14 protein-coding genes are annotated in these 18,773 nt (G+C 69.5%); 5 read left to right on the top strand and 9 right to left on the bottom strand.

Annotated features, from left to right (window positions below):
• Positions 1–19 precede the first annotated feature (19 nt).
• A complete protein-coding gene (locus tag H295_RS0105905; RefSeq protein ID WP_078616577.1) occupies positions 20–1,126 on the bottom strand; it encodes a sugar ABC transporter substrate-binding protein in 1,107 nt (368 codons plus the stop codon).
• 240 nt (positions 1,127–1,366) lie between these two features.
• Between H295_RS0105905 and H295_RS47800 the strand changes: the two genes are divergently transcribed.
• Genes H295_RS47800 through H295_RS0105890 form a run of 3 tightly spaced genes read left to right on the top strand, consistent with a single transcriptional unit; the run spans position 1,367 to position 7,250 of the window.
• Complete coding sequence (locus tag H295_RS47800) at positions 1,367–3,067, top strand: PA14 domain-containing protein (protein WP_020134412.1); 1,701 nt, start codon at positions 1,367–1,369, stop codon at positions 3,065–3,067.
• Positions 3,064–4,812, top strand: a complete 1,749-nt coding sequence (locus tag H295_RS0105895; protein ID WP_020134411.1) for a PA14 domain-containing protein — start codon at positions 3,064–3,066, stop codon at positions 4,810–4,812. Before H295_RS47800 ends, H295_RS0105895 begins: the two co-directional genes overlap by 4 nt.
• A 5-nt stretch (positions 4,813–4,817) precedes the next feature.
• Positions 4,818–7,250 carry a PA14 domain-containing protein gene (locus H295_RS0105890; RefSeq protein ID WP_028809086.1) on the top strand — a complete coding sequence of 811 codons (2,433 nt, stop codon included), beginning with the start codon at positions 4,818–4,820 and terminating at the stop codon, positions 7,248–7,250.
• A 62-nt stretch (positions 7,251–7,312) separates the two neighbouring features.
• Here the strand turns inward: H295_RS0105890 and H295_RS0105885 are convergent, their stop codons facing one another.
• The 5 genes from H295_RS0105885 to H295_RS0105865 all read right to left on the bottom strand — a co-directional run bounded on the left by H295_RS0105885 (position 7,313) and on the right by H295_RS0105865 (position 12,607).
• A complete protein-coding gene (locus H295_RS0105885; RefSeq protein WP_020134409.1) occupies positions 7,313–7,759 on the bottom strand; it encodes a heat shock protein transcriptional repressor HspR in 447 nt (148 codons plus the stop codon).
• Positions 7,760–7,765: 6 nt separating this feature from the next.
• Positions 7,766–8,947, bottom strand: coding sequence for a molecular chaperone DnaJ (gene dnaJ, locus H295_RS0105880; protein WP_020134408.1), 1,182 nt, complete (start codon positions 8,945–8,947; stop codon positions 7,766–7,768).
• Positions 8,948–8,983: 36 nt separating this feature from the next.
• Complete coding sequence (gene grpE / locus H295_RS0105875) at positions 8,984–9,631, bottom strand: nucleotide exchange factor GrpE (protein ID WP_020134407.1); 648 nt, start codon at positions 9,629–9,631, stop codon at positions 8,984–8,986.
• Positions 9,628–11,469 (bottom strand): molecular chaperone DnaK, encoded by a 1,842-nt coding sequence (gene dnaK, locus H295_RS0105870; protein ID WP_020134406.1) that lies wholly within the window; start codon positions 11,467–11,469, stop codon positions 9,628–9,630. Before dnaK ends, grpE begins: the two co-directional genes overlap by 4 nt.
• A gap of 94 nt (positions 11,470–11,563) precedes the next feature.
• Positions 11,564–12,607, bottom strand: a complete 1,044-nt coding sequence (locus tag H295_RS0105865) for an MraY family glycosyltransferase (RefSeq protein ID WP_020134405.1) — start codon at positions 12,605–12,607, stop codon at positions 11,564–11,566.
• A 233-nt stretch (positions 12,608–12,840) separates the two neighbouring features.
• Here H295_RS0105865 and H295_RS0105860 point away from each other — a divergent pair, with 233 nt between their 5' ends.
• Complete coding sequence (locus tag H295_RS0105860) at positions 12,841–15,123, top strand: (Fe-S)-binding protein (RefSeq protein ID WP_020134404.1); 2,283 nt, start codon at positions 12,841–12,843, stop codon at positions 15,121–15,123.
• 95 nt (positions 15,124–15,218) lie between these two features.
• On the opposite strand, the gene H295_RS0105855 is transcribed toward H295_RS0105860, so the two are convergent.
• On the bottom strand, positions 15,219–15,710 hold the full coding sequence (locus H295_RS0105855; protein WP_020134403.1) for a nucleotidyltransferase domain-containing protein: 492 nt from the start codon (positions 15,708–15,710) through the stop codon (positions 15,219–15,221).
• A gap of 260 nt (positions 15,711–15,970) precedes the next feature.
• On the opposite strand from H295_RS0105855, the gene H295_RS0105850 reads away from it, so the two are divergent.
• The gene (locus tag H295_RS0105850; RefSeq protein ID WP_078616576.1) at positions 15,971–16,930 is read left to right on the top strand and encodes a Yip1 family protein; all 960 of its coding nucleotides are present in this window, start codon (positions 15,971–15,973) and stop codon (positions 16,928–16,930) included.
• Positions 16,931–17,423: 493 nt separating this feature from the next.
• Here H295_RS0105850 and H295_RS0105840 read toward each other — a convergent pair whose 3' ends face one another.
• Both H295_RS0105840 and dcd read right to left on the bottom strand, forming a co-directional pair.
• Positions 17,424–17,939 (bottom strand): phosphoribosyltransferase, encoded by a 516-nt coding sequence (locus H295_RS0105840; protein ID WP_020134400.1) that lies wholly within the window; start codon positions 17,937–17,939, stop codon positions 17,424–17,426.
• Positions 17,936–18,511: a dCTP deaminase gene (gene dcd, locus H295_RS0105835; RefSeq protein WP_020134399.1), complete on the bottom strand. Its 576-nt coding sequence runs from the start codon at positions 18,509–18,511 to the stop codon at positions 17,936–17,938. The genes H295_RS0105840 and dcd overlap by 4 nt, the downstream gene beginning before the upstream one ends.
• Between the last annotated feature and the right edge of the window lie 262 nt (positions 18,512–18,773).

The following is an 18,773-nucleotide window of genomic DNA, read 5'->3' as shown; positions in this document are numbered from 1 at the left end:
CGGCCCCTCCCCCGACCGGCTACGACAGACCCGCCGCCGCGCAGGCGCTCTTGTAGTCCGAGGTGCAGATGTCCTTGACGGAGTAGATGCCGTCCTTGACGACCGTGCTCTTGATGTTGTCCCTCGTCAGCGCGACGACCTGGACGAGCTGGGCCGGGATGTCCTTGTTGGTGGGGCTGTCGACGCTGTCCGTGGCGAGGGCGTCGAACTGGATGTCCTTGCCCTGGATCTTGGTCACGGCCATCTCGGCGGCGGCCTCGGCCTCGTCGGGGTAGGGCTTGTAGACGCTCATGTACTGCTCGCCGGAGACGATCCGCTGCACCGCGGACAGCTCCGCGTCCTGGCCGGTGATCGGCGGGAGCTTCGTCATGCCCGCGCTCTCCATCGCCTGGATGGCGGCGCCTGCCATCGCGTCGTTGGCGGAGTACACGGCCTTGATGTTGCCCTTGCCGATCGCGTTGATCGCCTCGGCCATGTTCTTCTGCGCGATCTCCGGCTTCCAGCCGTCGACGTCGTACGTCTCGGCGATCGTCACCTTGCCGTTGAGCTCGGACATCGCCCCCGCCTTGAACTGTCCGGCGTTCGGGTCGGAGGGCGAGCCGTTGATCATGACGATCTTGTCGGAGCTGTCGATACCGGAACCGAGCGCCTCGATGAGGGAGCGGCCCTGGACCTCGCCGACGAGTTCGTTGTCGAAGGAGACGTACCCGTCGATCGGGCCCTCGGCGAGCCGGTCGTAGGCGATGACCGGGATGCCCGCGTCCTTGGCCTTCTGCACCATGCCCGCGATGGCGTGCGAGTCGACCGCGTCCAGCAGGATGACGTCGACCTTCTCGTCGATCATCTCCTGCATCTGCGAGGCCTGCTTCTTGGCGTTGGCCTCGCCGTTGGCGTAGAGCGTCCGGCCCTTCTTGTCGGTGAGCTCCGCGACCTTCTTCTTGATGATCGGGTAGTCGAACTCCTCGTAGCGGGTGTTCGTCTTCTCCGGCATCAGCACACCCACGGTGACGTCGTCGCCCTTGGTCGGACTCGCCTCGCTCCCGCTCGCGGCACCGAGCGCCCCGCAGGCGGCCAGCGAGAAGGACATCGTGGACGCTGCCACGGCTATGGCGATACGACGACGCATGGGGCTGCTCACTTCTGATGCTCTCCGGACGCGGGCGCGGCATTGCGGCCCATGTGTCTGAAAAGACAACGCGGGGCCGACCACCGGCGTCAAGCGGAATCACTTAACGAGTGCGCAACGCCACTCTCCGCCGACGGTGTGAAGACTTGGCGCGAACACTAGTACAACCAAATTCACACCTCAGGTGTCGTGATCACAGCAGCCCCACAACTGCTGTTCCACGTCCGACCAGAGGATCGAATGAAGTCAGCCAGCCGTACGACCGCCACGGCGCTCGTCCTCGCCACCGCCGGCACCCTGTTCACGGCGACGGCGTCCCCCGCCTCGGCAGCGACTGCCTGCACCTCCCCGGTGTTCCAGCGCCAGTTCTACGCGAACACGTCCTTCTCCGGCACCCCGAGGAAAACGGACTGCGACGACGCGATCGACCAGTCCTGGAGCGGCGCCCCGGTCTCCGGGCTCCCGAAGGACAACTTCGGCGTCCGCTGGACCCTGACCCGCGACTTCGGCTCCGGCGGCCCCTTCGCCCTCAACGCCACCGGCCTCGACGGAATGCGGGTGTACCTCGACGGGGTCCGCAAGATCGACCTCTGGAAGAACGTCTCGACGACGGTCAAGAAGACCGCCAACGTCACGATCCCGTCCGGCAGGCACACCCTGCGCGTCGACTACGCCAACTGGACCGGCGCCGCCAAGGTCAAAGTCACCTACACCCCCCGCACCACCGCCACCGTCGACAAGGTCAAACCCCTTGTCCCGACGGGCACTTCGGTGACGTACGACAAGGCCACCCGCAAGACCAAGGTCACCTGGGCGAAGAACAAGGAGATGGACCTCGCGGAGTACCGCGTGTACCGGCGGCTCAAGGGGAGCGGCACTTGGCAGAAGGTGAGCACGACCACCTCGACCTCCGCCACCGACACTCCACCCGCGACCGGCGAGACCTACTACTACGAGGTGCGCGCCCGTGACCGGGCGGGCAACGAATCGACCGGCACCGCCGACCAGCCCGTCACCCCACCCGACGGCACCGCCCCCGCCGCACCCTCCGGCGTCACGACGGCAGACGGCCAGGCCGGGGTCACGGTGAGCTGGAGCACGACCGCGGGTGCGACGGAGTACCTGGTGCACCGGCGGTGGGAGGACGACGGGCAGGACAACCCGGTCACGCAGGTCGCGCGGGTGACCGGCACCTCCTGGCTCGACGGCAAGGTCGAGGACCGCCTCACTTACACCTACTGGGTCACCGCGCTCGACGCCGCCGGCAACCGGTCCGCCAAGTCGGTCCCCGCCACCGAGGAGCGCGGCGACTGGGCTCCCTCCGCGCCCACCGCCGTGACGGCCACGACCATGGCCGACGGTGTCACGCTGACCTGGCAGGCGCCGACCTCACCCGTCGCGCAGGACCTGGGCCGCTATCGGATCTACCGCGACGGCCGGCGCGTCGGCGAGGTGAGCGCGTCCCACGTGTCCTACACCGACACCCGTGTCGTCCAGGGCACTTCCTACGCCTACACGGTGACCGCCTTGGACACCCAGAACCAGGAGTCCGTCCCCTCCGCTCCGGTCACCGGCACCGCGCCCGCCACCGGGCTCGCACCGGCCGCCGTCACGGGACTGCGCGGCTGGCTGGACGAGGACGGCGACATGTTCCTCTCGTGGCAGCGCAGCCCCGAGGAGGACGTCGGCCGCTACGACATCTACTACGGCACACTCGTAGACGGTGTCTGGCGCTACGACCTTGTGGGTGACTTCCTTCAGGACTGGGCCGACGAACCGAACATCACCCACAACCTCGTGGGCTACACGCCCCAGGGCGAGACCGTCCGCTGGGCCGTGGTGGCCGTGGACAAGGCCGGCAACAGCCTCCCCCTCACCGGTGACGACTTCTCGTACGTCACCGTCGTCGAACCTCCCGTCACCCCGGAGAACCTCGCATGATCCGCACGGCCGCCACCGCCGTGGTCCTCGCCACCGCCGGCACCCTGCTCACCCTGACCGCGCCCCCCGCGTCCGCGGCCGTGTCGTGCACGTCCCCCGTGTTCCAGCGCCTGCTCTACGCGAACACGTCCTTCTCCGGCACCCCGAAGAAGACGGACTGTGACGACGCGATCGACCAGAACTGGGGCACGGGTGCGCCCGCTTCGGGGCTGCCGAAGGACAACTTCGGAGTGCGCTGGAGCGTGACCCGTGACTTCGGCTCCGGTGGGCCCTTCGCGCTGCCGGTCTCGGCGCAGGACGGCATCCGCGTCTACCTCGACGACAGCCGCAAGGTCGACCTCTGGAAGAACGTCTCCACGACCCAGAAGAAGACCGTCAACATCACCGTCCCGTCCGGCAGGCACACCCTCCGCGTGGACTTCGTCAACTGGACCGGCGCCGCGAACGTCTCCTTCGACTACAAGCCCCGCACCACCGCCGACGTCGACAAGGTGAAGCCCCTCACACCGACCGGCACTTCGGCGACGTACGACCAGACCACCGGCAAGGCGAAACTGACCTGGGCGAAGAACAAGGAGATGGACCTCGCCGGGTACCGGATCTACCGGCGGCTCAAGGGCACCTCCTTCCAGGCCACTCCGCTCGCGACGACAGCCTTCACCTCCTACACCGACAGCACGCTGCCGGTGACCGGCGAGAGCTACTACTACGAGGTCCGCGCCTACGACAAGGCGGGCAACGAGTCGTCGGGCAGCGCCGACCAGCCGGTGACCACCGTGGACCGGGTCGCGCCGGGTGTACCCACCATCACGCGCGCGACCGGCGAGGTGCGGCCGGGTGGCACCGGAACCGGCGGTCTCGAGGTCGGGTGGGACGCCGTCACGGGCGCGACGGCGTACCGCGTCTTCCGGGCGACGACCGAGAACGGCACGTACACCGCCGTCGGCCGCACCGGGCAGCCCTCCTACCTGGACACCACGGCCGCCGAGAGCACCGTGTACCACTACCGGGTCTCGGCCGTCGACGCGGCGGGCAACGAGTCCGCCCGGTCCGCGCCGTACGAGGGCCGGATCTGGGACAACGACCCGCCGCCGCTCGTCACCGGCCTCGACGTGACCCCGACCGAGTACGGCTTCGAACTGAACTGGGACAAGAGCCCGGCGACGGACCTGCGGTACTACACGGTCTACCGGGGCGAGCTCGTGGGCGACGAGGACGGCGGGGACGAGCGAGTCTGCTACGGCAACCTGGTGAAGTACGTCCTGCCCGATACGACGTCCTACTCGTACACCACGCTCCCGGACGGCGACGAGGTCTGCTTCTTCGTCGACGCCGTGGACGACGAGTACAACTCCGCCGACCAGTGGAGTCAGGACGGACCCCGTGCCGTGGTCGTCACCGAGCTCGACATGACGCCGAGTGTGGCGACCCCCGAGGGTTCGCCGCTGGACCTCTCCGTACAGGGTGCCCGGGGCGACGAGGGCAACCAGCTCACGTGGTCGGGGCAGTCCGCGCAAGGCTTCCGCGTCTATCGGTGGAACCCCGCCACCTCCTCGTACGAGCGGATCGCGGAGCTCGCCGGCACCGCCTCGCAGTACGTCGACACCGGAGTGCGGCGCGGCACCACTTCCTACTACTGGGTGACCGGCGTCCTGGCCGACGGCACCGAGACCCTGCCCGCGGACGGCTGGGCGGTCACCGCCCCGGCCCGCGGTACAACCCTCTCCTCCTCCAGCGAGTCGTGATCCTCATGAAGTCAGCCAGACGCACGACCGCGGCGGCCGCGACCGCCGTCGTGCTCACCACCTCGGGTGGTCTGCTCGCCGTGACGGCGCCCTCGGCCTCCGCGGCCGTGAACTGCGCCTCCCCGGTGTTCCAGCGCCAGTTCTACGCGAACACGTCCTTCTCCGGGGCCCCGAAGAAATCGGACTGCGACGACGCGATCGACCAGTCCTGGAGCGGCGCCCCGGTCTCCGGGCTCCCGAAGGACAACTTCGGCGTCCGCTGGACCCTGACCCGCGACTTCGGCTCCGGCGGCCCCTTCGCCCTCAACGCCACCGGCCTCGACGGGATCCGCGTCTACCTCGACGGCATTCGCAAGATCGACCTCTGGAAGAACGTCTCGACGACGGTCAAGAAGACCGCCAACGTCACCATCCCCGCCGGCAAGCACACCCTGCGCATCGACTACGCCAACTGGACCGGCGCCGCCAAGGTCAAAGTCACCTACACCCCCCGCACCACCGCCACCGTCGACAAGGTCAAACCCCTTGTCCCGACGGGCACTTCGGTGACGTACGACAAGACCACCCGCAAGACCAAGGTCACCTGGGCGAAGAACAAGGAGATGGACCTCGCCGGGTACAAGGTCTACCGGCGGCTGAAGGGGGCCTCGTTCCCGGCCGCGCCGCTCGCCACGACCACCGGCACCTCGTACACCGACAGCACGCCGCCCACCGGCGCCACCTACTACTTCGAGGTCCGCGCCCACGACAAGGCCGGCAACACCTCGGGCGGCACCGCCGACCAGCCCGTCACCACCGTGGACACGACGCCGCCCGCGGCGCCGTTCCTGGAGATGGACGCGTGCCCGGTGGACCAGCCCTACGCGGCCCCGGAGCTCGTGACCACCGCGGAGAACGCGGCCGACATCGCCCTCTACGAGATGCAGCGGCTCGACCCCGTCACCCGCACCTGGACCACCGTGTACACCGGGACCAAGGGAGCGATCTGCGACACCGGTTACGCCGCCGACGGCAGCAAGGTCACCTACCGCGGCCGGGCCCGGGACGCCGTCGGGAACTGGTCCGCGTACTCGGCGGCCACCACCTTCACCACATCCGACCTGACACCGCCCGCCGCCGCCGCCGACGCCCGCGTCGAGTACCGGTCGGGCATCCCGCACGTGGTGTGGTCGGCCGTCGACGGGGCGGCCTCGTACCAGGTCCTCCAGTACGACCCGGCGACCGGCGGCTGGCTCGACGCGCTGCCCGGCGCCACGGGCAACACCCCGACCACCACCACGGGGACCGACGTCGTGTCGCGCCAACTGGTCGCGGTGGCCGACAGCTACCGCTACGCGGTCCGCTCGGTGGACGCGAAGGGCAACGCCGCCGCCCCGGTGGAGGTCACCCTCGCCATGGCCGGCCGGCCCGAGGCGATCGCGCCGTTCAGCACCACCGCGACCAGGTTCGACGAGGGGGTGATGATCGAGTGGAGCAGCGCCGACCCGTGGACCTTCGGCGAGGACAGGCCGCTGCTGACCTACCGGATCACCCGCACCGACAAGGCGACCGGTGAGAGGAGCGCGGTGACCGGCTGCAAGCCCAACAACTCGCAGGACCTGCCGCTGACGGACCCGCAGACGTACTGGACCTGGAACACCGGCGACGCCCCCGACTACGCCGGCCCCCGGCAGATCAACGGCGTCTGCTGGGACGTCTCCGGCGCCTCCGAGACGACGTACGACTACACGGTCGTGACGATCGACCCGTACGGCCACGAGTCGCAGCCCGGCCCCGCCGCCACCGCGACCACGCCGGACACCGTGCGCCCGGCCCCGGTGGAGAACCTGACCGCCGAGCAGATCCCGCTCGGTGTGCGCCTGACCTGGACACCGCCCGCCGACGACGACGTCACGGGCTACAAGGTGTGGCAGGGCGTCACCGACCCGGAGACCGGCGAGACGGAGTGGCAGCAGAACTGCTGGACGGGCGAGTCCCTGGCCCCGACCGAGATCCTCTGCCCGACGGTCCCCGACGGCGCCACGCACACCTACAAGGTGGCCGCCACGGACAACTCCCCCCTGATCCCCTGGTGGGCCGGCCCCGAGGCCTACCACCCCGCCGAGCTCTCCGTCGCCCTGCCCGACACCCGGCCGCCCGGCTGGACGGGCACCGAGATCCGTGAGGACCGGTACCCGGAGCTGTACGTCGGCTGCTCCGAGAGCTCCGGCCTCGGCGACTGCGGCCGGTTCAAGAGCTACCGCGTGGAGCGCTGGGACCCGGCCGCGGCCGCCTATACGACCCTGAGCGAGGGCACGATGGACGACGCCGTGTTCTTCATGGACAAGACGGTCCACGACGACACGCTGGGCCTGTACTACTACCGCGTCGTCCGCCTGGACGCCGCCGGCGCGGAGGCCGCGACCTCACCGATGGCGTACGGCATCTGGGAGTACTGACGAAGGGGCCCGGAGATCTCTCCGGGCCCCTTCTCGTCGTCAGTGCGTCTGGGTCAGTGCGTCTAGTCCCTGGCCTTCTTCGGCCGCCACACCACCAGCGCGCTGGTCTGCTGGACCTCCTGATACGGCACCAGGTCGCGGCGGTACGACGCGTGCACCGCGGCCTCCCGCTGCTGCATCGCCGCGGCGGCGCCCTCGACGGCGGCCTGGAGTTCGGCCACCCGCTGCTGGAGCGCCACGACCTGGTTCTCCAGCTCGATGATGCGCTTGATGCCGGCCAGGTTGATGCCCTCGTCCTGCGACAGGGCCTGCACCTGGCGGAGCAGTTCGATGTCGCGGGCCGAGTAGCGGCGGCCCCGCCCGGCCGTGCGGTCCGGGGAGACCAGGCCGAGGCGGTCGTACTGACGGAGGGTCTGCGGGTGCAGGCCGGAGAGCTGGGCCGCCACCGAGATGACGTAGACCGGGGTTTCCTCGGTCAGTTCATACGGATTGCGTCGACGACCGTCCATCTCGAATCATGCTCCCTTCGCGGCCTGGAACAGCTCCGCCCGTGGGTCCTCCCCCACGGTCGCCTCGCGATACGCCTCCAGCGCGTCACGAGCCTTCCCCGACAGCTCGGTCGGGACACTCACCTCGACGGTGACCAGCAGATCGCCCCGGGTGCCGTCCTTGCGGACCGCGCCCTTGCCCCGCGCCCGCATGGTGCGGCCGTTGGGGGTGCCCGGCGGCAGCTTCAGGGTCACCGGGGGGCCGCCGAGCGTCGGCACCCGCACCTCGCCGCCGAGCGCCGCCTCCGTGAAGGTCACCGGGACCGTCACGGTGAGGTTGTCGCCCTTGCGGCCGAAGACGGGGTGCGTGGCGACATGCACGGTGACGTACAGGTCGCCCGCCGGGCCGCCGCGTTCACCGGGCGCGCCCTTGCCGCGCAGCCGGATCCGCTGGCTGTCCGACACCCCGGCCGGGATGCGGACCTGCATGGTCCGGGAGGACTTGGCCCGCCCGGAGCCCTTGCAGACCTCGCAGGGGTTCTCGGCCATCAGGCCGCGGCCCTTGCAGTCCGGGCAGGGGTCCGTGAGCGAGAAGCCGCCGCCGGAGCCCCGGGCCACCTGACCGGTGCCGACGCAGGTCGGGCACACGCGCGGGTTGCCGTTGGCGTCACCGGTGCCCGAACAGGCCTTGCAGGGGGCCTGGGAGGACATCCTGAGCGGGACGGTCGCGCCCTCGATCGCCTCGGTGAAGCTGAGGGTGACCTCGGTGTCGATGTCCTGCCCGCGCCGCGGCTGGACGCGCGTAGTGCCCGAGCTGCCCCGGTTGAACAGGCCCCCGAAGACGTCTCCGAGTCCGCCGCCGAAGCCGCCGGCTCCCTGGCTCCCGCCCTGGGCGCCGCCTCCGAAGAGGTCGCCCAGGTCGAAGTTGAAGGAGCCGCCCGCACCGCCAGGACCCGGACGGAAACCGCCGTTGCCGAACAGGGTGCGGGCCTCGTCGTACTCCTTGCGCTTCTTGGGGTCGCCGAGGATGTCGTTGGCCTCGGAGATCTCCTTGAAGCGCTCCTCGGCCTTGGCGTTGCCCTTGTTGGCGTCCGGGTGGAACTCGCGCGCGAGCTTGCGGTACGCCTTCTTGATCTCGGCCTCGGTGGCGTCCTTGGGGACGCCGAGGACCTTGTAGTAGTCCTTCTCGATGAAGTCCTTGGTGCTCATCCCCGACGCCCCTCCTTTCGGTCACCGGCCACGGCTTCAGCCCTCTTCAGAGCTGTTGTCCTTCTCCTCGCCGGCCTCGGACTCGTCCTTGGCCGCCTGCGCGCCCGGCTGCGGTTCGGCGACCGCCACCCGCGCGGGGCGGATGGTGCGCTCGCCGATGCGATACCCCGGCTGGAGAATCGCCACGCACGTCGTCTCGGTGACGTCGGGCGCGTAACTGTGCATCAGGGCCTCGTGGATCGTCGGGTCGAAGGGCTCGCCCTCCTTGCCGAACTGCTGCAGACCCATCTTCGCCGCGACGGTCTCCAGCGACTCCGCGACGGACTTGAACCCGCCGAGCAGCTCACCGTGTTCCCGGGCGCGGCCGATGTCGTCGAGGGTGGGCAGGAGTTCGGTCAGGAGGTTCGCGACGGCGATCTCCTTGACCGTGATCCGGTCCCGCTCCACCCGGCGGCGGTAGTTCTGGAACTCGGCCTGGAGCCGCTGGAGGTCCGCGGTGCGCTCGTCGAGCGCCTTGCGCGACTGGTCCAGCTGGGCCGTCAGGCCTGCGATCTGGGCACTTGCGTCCCCGGCCGGGGCCGCCCCCGCCTCCGAGGAGGAGGCGGCGGCCTTCGGCTCGGCGTCGTCGGTGGCGCCGGAGGGGACGTCGGGCTTCTCGTCGAAGCCCGGGGTCTCCTCCGTCACGCGGCACCGTCCTTGCGCTCGTCGTCCACGATCTCGGCGTCCACCACGTCGTCGTCCGCCTTCGGCGCCTCGGCACCGGCGTCGCCGCCGGCGGCCTGCGCGGTCTGGGCGTCGGCGTACATGGCCTGGCCGACCTTCTGGGAGACCGCGGCGACCTTCTCGGTCGCGGTGCGGATCTCGGCGGTGTCCTCGCCCTTGAGCGCGGCCTTCAGCTCCTCGACGGCGGCCTCGACCTCGGTCTTGACTTCGCCGGGGACCTTGTCCTCGTTGTCCTTGAGGAACTTCTCCGTCTGGTAGACGAGCTGCTCGCCCTGGTTGCGGGTCTCGGCGGCCTCGCGGCGACGGTGGTCCTCGTCCGCGTACTGCTCGGCCTCCTGGCGCATCCGGTCGACCTCGTCCTTCGGCAGCGAGGAGCCGCCGGTGACGGTCATCTTCTGCTCCTTGCCCGTGCCCAGGTCCTTGGCGGTCACGTGCATGATGCCGTTGGCGTCGATGTCGAAGGACACCTCGATCTGCGGCACGCCACGGGGGGCCGGCGGCAGACCGGTCAGCTCGAACATCCCGAGCTTCTTGTTGTACGCCGCGATCTCGCGCTCGCCCTGGTAGACCTGGATCTGCACGGACGGCTGGTTGTCCTCGGCCGTGGTGAAGATCTCGGACCGCTTGGTCGGGATCGTGGTGTTGCGCTCGATGAGCTTGGTCATGATGCCGCCCTTGGTCTCGATGCCGAGGGACAGCGGGGTCACGTCGAGGAGCAGGACGTCCTTGACCTCACCCTTGAGGACACCGGCCTGGAGGGACGCGCCGATGGCGACGACCTCGTCCGGGTTGACGCCCTTGTTGGCGTCCTTGCCGCCGGTCAGCTCCTTGACGAGCTCGGCGACGGCGGGCATACGGGTGGAGCCACCGACGAGGACGACGTGGTCGATCTCGTTGATGGAGACGCCGGCGTCCTTCATGACGTTGAAGAACGGGGTCTTGCAGCGCTCCAGGAGGTCCGCGGTCAGCTGCTGGAACTGGGCGCGGGTGAGCTTCTCGTCCAGGTGCAGCGGGCCCTCGGCGGAGGCCGTGATGTAGGGCAGGTTGATCGAGGTCTCGGTGGAGGAGGACAGCTCGATCTTGGCCTTCTCGGCGGCCTCGCGGAGGCGCTGGAGGGCCATCTTGTCCTTGGCGAGGTCCACGCCGTGACCGGACTTGAACTGCTGCACCAGGTAGTCGACGACGCGCTGGTCCCAGTCGTCACCACCGAGGTGGTTGTCACCGTTGGTGGCCTTCACCTCGACGACGCCGTCGCCGATCTCCAGGAGGGACACGTCGAAGGTGCCGCCACCGAGGTCGAAGACGAGGATCGTCTGGTCGTCCTTGTCGAGGCCGTACGCGAGCGCGGCCGCGGTGGGCTCGTTGACGATGCGCAGGACGTTCAGGCCCGCGATCTCGCCGGCCTCCTTCGTCGCCTGGCGCTCGGAGTCGTTGAAGTACGCCGGGACGGTGATGACCGCGTCGGTCACCTTCTCGCCCAGGTAGGACTCGGCGTCCCGCTTCAGCTTCTGAAGGATGAACGCGGACATCTGCTGCGGGTTGAACGGCTTCCCGTCCAGCTCCGTCTTCCAGTCGGTGCCCATGTGGCGCTTCACGGACCGGATGGTCCGGTCCACGTTGGTGACCGCCTGGCGCTTGGCCACCTCGCCGACGAGCACTTCGCCGTTCTTCGCGAAGGCGACGACGGACGGCGTGGTCCGGGCACCCTCGGCGTTGGTGATGACGGTGGGCTCGCCGCCTTCAAGAACGCTGACGACGGAGTTAGTCGTGCCCAGGTCGATGCCGACCGCACGTGCCATGGTGATTTCCTCCAGCTGACTTGAGTGGAACGGACTCAAGTGTGCATGACGCCGACGCCTCGGTCAACAGACCTGAGTCATGGAGGCTCAACTCTTATCCGTTCCTTACACGCAACTGGGTCGTGACCTGCGGAGATGCGGGACGCGGGACCACGCCGGACCGTGCGGCGGGCTTCACTCTCGGCCTCACCAGCAGCAGTCCCACCACCAGGACCAGCACACCGCCGGCCACCCAGAGCACCCCGCTCACGGGGATCCACCCGAGGTGCACGAGGACCGCGACGAGTACCCCGCCGAAGGCCGTGACACCCAGGAGGACGGCGGCGCCCTGCGGGGTGAGTCCCAGCCTGCGCAGCCGGTGGGCGAGATGGTCCGGCCCGGGACGCAGCAGCGAACGTCCGGACAGCCGCCGGGCGAGGACGACGAGGACGACGTCGGCGGCCACCAGGGCGCTCAGCGCGAACAGCACCGCGGCATTGGACCCGAGCCCCTGTCCCGCGCGGGTGGTGACGGCCGCCGAGGCCAGCACGAACCCGGTGAACAGGGCCCCGCAGGCGCCGAGCCCCGCGCGCGCGGGATGCCAGTTGTGCATCAGGAACCCGGTCAGCGCGGCGGCCAGCACGCTCAGCAGCACGGCGAGCCCGTCCATCACCTCGGCCGCCGCACAGGCCGCCGCGCCGAAGGCGGTGACCACGCCGACGGTCCCGGCGAGCCCGTCGGCGTGGTCGAGCGCCTTGAACCCCACGGCGACGAACACGATCCAGCCGACGGCGAGGATCCCGGCGGGCACCCCGGTCTCCTCGTACGGCACGACACAGGCCGCCGCCACGGCCGTACCGCCGACGAGGAACCGTGCCTTGACCCGCCGTACGTCGGCGACGAGCCCCAGCAGGGCGACGGCGGCCCCGGCGATCAGGAGGCGCCCGGCCTCGGGGCCGAGAGGGGTGGACCCCTGCCGGTCGCCGACGGCCGCGACCACACAGGTGGCCGCCACCACCGCCACCCCGCCGGACAGCGGCATGGGGCGCCGCCACCGCCGGTCGACGATCCCGAGGCGCAGGGCGGGCATCCGCAGCAGGCCGGTGAGCACGGCGGCGAGGAGCAGGGCGGAGGTGGCGGCGAGGATCCCATAGAGCACGAGGCCAAATTAGCGCCGTATGCACCAATTCAGCACGAATAACACGATCGGGTTTTAAGGTAACCCTCAGCGATTCAGATCACCCGGCCCCCGGCTACAGTGCGGCGCAGGATGGGGGTAGTCTCAGACGGACTGCATAAGTTACCGCTTAGTAATGACGAGAGTGACCGTGCTGACGCGCACGCTCTTCACGGACCTCCCGTAGACCCCTCGCAGGCCCGAGGAGCCCCGAAATGCAACTCGCCGCGATCATCGTGTCGCTGGTACTGACCGTGGTCGGCGTGGCGCTGCTCGCACGCGCCATCGGCCAGTTCGTCCGGTACTTCAAGCTGGGCCAGCCCGTGCCCGCCGGGAGCAGGACCGACAACCCCTACGCCCGCAGTGTGACGCTGGTGAAGGAGTTCCTCGGCCACACCCGGATGAACCGCTGGGGCATCGTCGGCTTCGCCCACTGGTTCGTGGCCGTCGGCTTCCTGACGCTGCCGCCGACCCTCGCACAGGCCTTCGGCCAGCTCTTCCAGGCCGACTGGACACTGCCGGTCGTCGGCGACTGGCTGCCCCTCGAGATGTACACCGAGTTCATCGGTGTGATGACGGTGCTCGGCATCGTCGTGCTCATCGCGATCCGCCTGCTGAGCCTGCCCTCCCGCCCCGGCCGCAAGTCCCGCTTCGCGGGCTCCAAGGCGGGCCAGGCGTACTTCGTCGAGTACGTCATCCTCACCATCGGCCTCGCGATCTACGTGCTGCGCGGCCTCGAGGGCGCCATCCACCACGTGGACGGCTACGACGCGTCGTACTTCGCCTCGTACCCGCTGGTCCTGGCCTTCAAGGGGCTGAGCGTCTCCGCGCTGCAGAACCTGATCTACCTGGTCGCCATGATCAAGATCAGCACCTCGTTCATCTGGATGATCGTGGTCTCGCTGAACACCAACATGGGTGTGGCCTGGCACCGCTTCCTGGCCTTCCCGAACATCTGGTTCAAGCGCGAGGCGACCGGCGGGACGGCCCTCGGCGGCCTCCAGCCGATGACGTCGGGCGGCAAGCCGATCGACTTCACCGACCCCGGTGACGACGACGTCTTCGGCGTCTCCCAGGTCGAGCAGTTCTCCTGGAAGGGCCTGCTGGACTTCTCCACCTGCACCGAGTGCGGCCGCTGCCAGTCGCAGTGCCCGGCCTGGAACACCGGCAAGCCGCTCTCCCCCAAGCTGCTGATCATGTCGCTGCGGGACCACGCGCACGCCAAGGCGCCGTACCTGCTCGCGGGTGGCGGCAAGACCATGGAGGGCGAGGAGAAGGCGTCTGCCGAGGCTCTCAAGGACGTGCCCGCCGCGGCTCTCGCCGAGGCCGAGCGCCCGCTGATCGGCACCGCCGAGGAGAACGGCGTCATCGACCCGGACGTCCTGTGGTCCTGCACCACCTGCGGCGCCTGTGTCGAGCAGTGCCCGGTGGACATCGAGCACGTCGACCACATCGTCGACATGCGCCGCTACCAGGTGATGATCGAGAGCGCGTTCCCGTCCGAGGCGGGCACCATGCTCAAGAACCTGGAGAAGAAGGGCAACCCCTGGGGCCTGGCGAAGAAGCAGCGCCTGGAGTGGCTCAAGGAGGTCGAGTTCGAGGTCCCGGTCGTCGGCCAGGACATCGAGGACCTGACCGAGGTCGAGTACCTGTACTGGGTCGGCTGCGCGGGCGCCCTGGAGGACCGCGCGAAGAAGACCACGAAGGCCTTCGCCGAGCTGCTCCACATCGCGGGCGTCAAGTTCGCGATCATGGGCGGCGACGAGAAGTGCACCGGTGACTCCGCCCGCCGCCTCGGCAACGAGCCCCTGTTCCAGGAGCTCGGCATGGAGAACGTCATGGCGCTGAACATGGCGTTCGGCGAGGAGCTGGACGACGACGGCAAGGTGGTGCCGGAGTCGGCGAAGCCTCGCGTCGCGAAGAAGATCGTCGCGACCTGCCCGCACTGCCTCAACACCATCGGCAACGAGTACCCGCAGCTCGGCGGCGACTACGAGGTCATCCACCACACCCAGCTGCTCCAGCACCTCGTCGACGAGGGCAAGCTGGTCCCGGTGACGCCGGTCGAGGGCATCATCACGTACCACGACCCGTGCTACCTGGGCCGCCACAACAAGATCTACACGCCGCCGCGCGAGATCATCGCCAACGTCCCGGGCCTCCGGAACGAGGAGATGCACCGCCACAAGGAGCGCGGCTTCTGCTGCGGTGCCGGTGGCGCGCGGATGTGGATGGAGGAGCGGATCGGCAAGCGCATCAACAACGAGCGCGTCGACGAGGCTCTTTCGGTGAACCCCGACATCGTCTCGACGGCCTGCCCGTTCTGCCTGGTCATGCTGACCGACTCGGTCAACGGCAAGAAGAACGACGGCAAGGCCAAGGAGTCCATCCAGGTCGTCGACGTCGCCCAGCTGCTGCTGGAGTCCGTCAAGACCCCGGCCGACCCGCAGGACTCGACGGAACCGGAGAGCGCTCCGGAGCCGGAGCCGGTGAAGTAGCGGTCACGGCGCTGCCGTTCGGCGCCCCCGGGTCCCACCGGACCCGGGGGCGCCGTCGTCTTTGCGGCCCGCATCAGAAGTGGGTGGCGGTCGCCTCAGAAGTGGGTGGCGATCCCGAAGACGCGCCGCAGCAGGGCCATGTCGTGCCGGTCCCGCTCGGTGGGTTCGTATCCCTGGTGGAAGAAGACCTGCTGCCCGGCCGAGAGACACGGGACGGCCGTGCCACCGACGGTCCCGGTCACGAAGGCGGAGGCCGGGTAGCCGAAGGGCCGCTCCGGCACGCCGGACGCCTGAACGGCGGAACCGTCCCCGCCGAAGACCAGCGGGTGCAGATCGACCTCCCGTCCGCCGGGATCGGTGACCACGAACCGCACCGGCCGCAGGTCGAGGCTCTCCACGTACCCGGCGGCCGCCAGCGCCGCCACGACGGCCGGCTCCTGCTCCTGCCGGTGCATCAGGTCGAGGTCCCGATGCTCCCGGCTCTGCTCGCCGACCAGGGCGTCGATCCCCCACCCGCCCCCGACCCAGACCTCCGCCCGGGCCCGCCGCAGCAGGTCCAGGATGCGCAACACCTCGTCCGCGTCCACCACTTGTCTCCTGGTCGTACGGGCCGTCGCCGCTTGTCGGACACGGGCATCATTACCGGGGGCGTTGTGGATGATGCTGACGGGGTGAGGGGTGCGACCGCAGGTGTACGGCGCCTTCGGCACGGGGCTCATCGGCTGAGGTGGCGTGGCAGAAGGGAGCCGGGGTGCCGGCGACACCCGGTGATGCCCGGCGGGGTCCCGGTAGGCGTACGGCACTGCCCTGAGCGGCCCCCGGCTTCCCTCTGACTGTCCCTTAGGGGATGTCACAGCTCGGCAGCAAAGCCGTCCCCGAGACCCCGGGCCGGACACGCGGCTCTCCGGGACCAGGTACGTTCGAAGGCGTGGCTGGATTCAGGATCGGACGCGGCCGGGACAACGGCGCTCCTCACACGCGACCGCAACAACCTCCCTACGGGCAGCAGCAGGCGCCCCAGGGACAGCCGTCGTACGGCTATCCCCCCGCGCCGCAGCCCCACCCGGGGCAGTGGACCCAGGGCGGCGGCCGGGGCTACGACGAGCCGGAGTACTTCGGCGACGGCGGCGCCCCGCACCCGCAGGGCGGCCATGACCCGTACGCGGCGAACAACCCGGGCCACACCCAGGCGTTCTCGGTCGGCGAGGACCCCTACAACCAGGGCGGCACCTACCGGGCCGGCTCGGCCCCGGCGGGCCCCATCGGCCCCCGGCTGCACTGGAAGGAGCTGCTGAAGGGCATCGTGCTCTCGCCCCAGCAGACCTTCCTCCGGATGCGGGACTACTCGATGTGGGGCCCCGCCCTCGTCGTGACGTTCCTCTACGGCCTGCTCGCGGTCTTCGGCTTCGAGGACGCCCGCAAGGACGCGATCAACGCGACCCTGTCGAACGCGATCCCGATCGTCCTCACGACCGCCGTCGCGATGGCCCTGTCCGCCTTCGTCCTGGGCGTGGTCACCCACGCCCTGGCCCGCCAGCTCGGCGGCGACGGCGCCTGGCAGCCGACGGTCGGCCTCTCCATGCTGATCATGTCCCTCACGGACGCGCCCCGCCTGATCGTGGCCATGTTCTTCGGCGGCGACGCGGGCTTCGTCCAGCTCCTCGGCTGGGCCACCTGGGTGGCGGCCGGCGTGCTCCTCACCCTGATGGTCTCCAAGTCCCACGACCTCCCCTGGCCGAAGGCCCTGGGCGCCTCGGCGATCCAGCTGATCGCCCTGCTGTCGATCGTGAAGCTGGGCACGTTCTAGCGACGCGGCCCTTGCGGGACGTACGACGAGGGGGCTCCCGGTCCGAACCGGGAGCCCCCTCGTCATGTCGCCGAACCAACTCGGGTCAGGCGGTGACCGCTTCCCCGCGCCCACCCGACGACTCACCGGCCGCGGGCTCACATCGGGTGGTTGTGCCTGCCGTCCGGATGGTGGCAGTACCACCTCGCGCACTCCTGGTGCGGCCCGGGATCGTAGCCGGGACACTCGCACGACTTGCAGTACCGGCTGTCACTGGGTCCACGATGGGCAGCCGGAAGCTCCGCCACGCGCTTCCGCGCGGCTTCGTACACGCCGCGCAGATCGTCGACCGCCTGCTGAAGGTCCGCCGCGGTATCCCGCCACGCGGCCTGAACGACGCCCCCGTGTCCGTCCGTCGATGTCATGACCACATTCCTCCTCATGCCGAGGCGTGCTCGTTTCCATCGTCCTTCGGGATCTTCGGAGGAGCGAGTCGATCAGTGGTCGACCGGTGTCACAGGGCTTCCTTGTTCTCCCTGGGTGCCTCGCCCGACTTGTGCACGGGCGGCAGAACGCTCCACGGGAAGTTGATCCAATCGTCCGTGCGCTTCCAGACGTACTCGCACTTCACCAGGGACTGGGTCTTCTCGTAGATGACCGCGGAGCGGACCTCGGCGACGGTGTCGAGGCAGAAGTCGCGGACCAGCTTGAGCGTCTTGCCGGTGTCGGCGACGTCGTCGGTGATCAGGACCTTCTTGGACGAGAAGTCGATGGCGTTGGGGACCGGCGCGAGCATGACGGGCATGTCGAGGGTCGTCCCCACGCCGGTGTAGAACTCGACGTTCACCAGGTGGATGTTCTTGCAGTCCAGCGCGTAGGCGAGACCACCGGCGACGAAGACTCCGCCGCGGGCGATGGAGAGCACGATGTCGGGCACGTAGCCGTCGTCGGCGATGGTCTGCGCGAGCTCGCGGACCGCGGTGCCGAACGCCTCGTAGGTGAGGTTCTCGCGGGCGGCGGAGGCGCTCATACCTGGGTCCGGTGGAAGTTGAGGAAGGAGCGGGAGGCGGTCGGACCGCGCTGGCCCTGGTAGCGGGAGCCGTAGCGCTCGCTGCCGTAGGGGAAGTCGGCCGGCGAGGAGAGCCGGAACATGCACAGCTGGCCGATCTTCATCCCGGGCCAGAGCTTGATGGGGAGCGTGGCCAGGTTGGAGAGCTCGAGGGTCACGTGCCCGGAGAAGCCGGGGTCGATGAAGCCGGCCGTGGAGTGGGTGACGAGCCCGAGGCGCCCGAGGGAGGACTTGCCCTCCAGGCGGGAGGCGAGGTCGTCGGGCAGCGTGATGACCTCGTAGGTGGAGGCGAGGACGAACTCGCCCGGGTGCAGGATGAACGGCTCGTCGCCCTCCGGCTCCACCAGCCGCGTCAGGTCGGACTGCTCGACGGCGGGGTCGATGTGGGGGTACCGGTGGTTCTCGAACACCCGGAAGTACCGGTCCAGCCGTACGTCGATGCTGGACGGCTGCACCATGGATTCGTCGTAGGGATCGATCCGCACGCGCCCGGCGTCGATCTCGGTCCGGATGTCCTTGTCTGAGAGAAGCACGTCCCGAGGATACGCAAGGCGCGCGGACCGACCACAATCGGACGGTCCGCGCGCCTGGTACCTGCCTACAGCGCTTCTTTCTAGGTCAGTGCTTCTCCAAGGCCACCGGAACGACGCTTCTGAGCCGGGCACAGCGCGGACAGCGGACGAGCCGTCCGGGGCCGAGGCGCTCGGCCTGCTGCATCGGGAACGAAGCGGTACTGAACACGTGCCCATCGGCACAACGGACGACGGTGCGCTCCATCAAGTCCTAGAGTCCCTT

It is taken from the genome of Streptomyces sp. 351MFTsu5.1, assembly GCF_000383655.1.
Taxonomy (GTDB): domain Bacteria; phylum Actinomycetota; class Actinomycetes; order Streptomycetales; family Streptomycetaceae; genus Streptomyces; species Streptomyces griseorubiginosus.
This window is presented reverse-complemented; position numbering and strand designations above follow the sequence as displayed.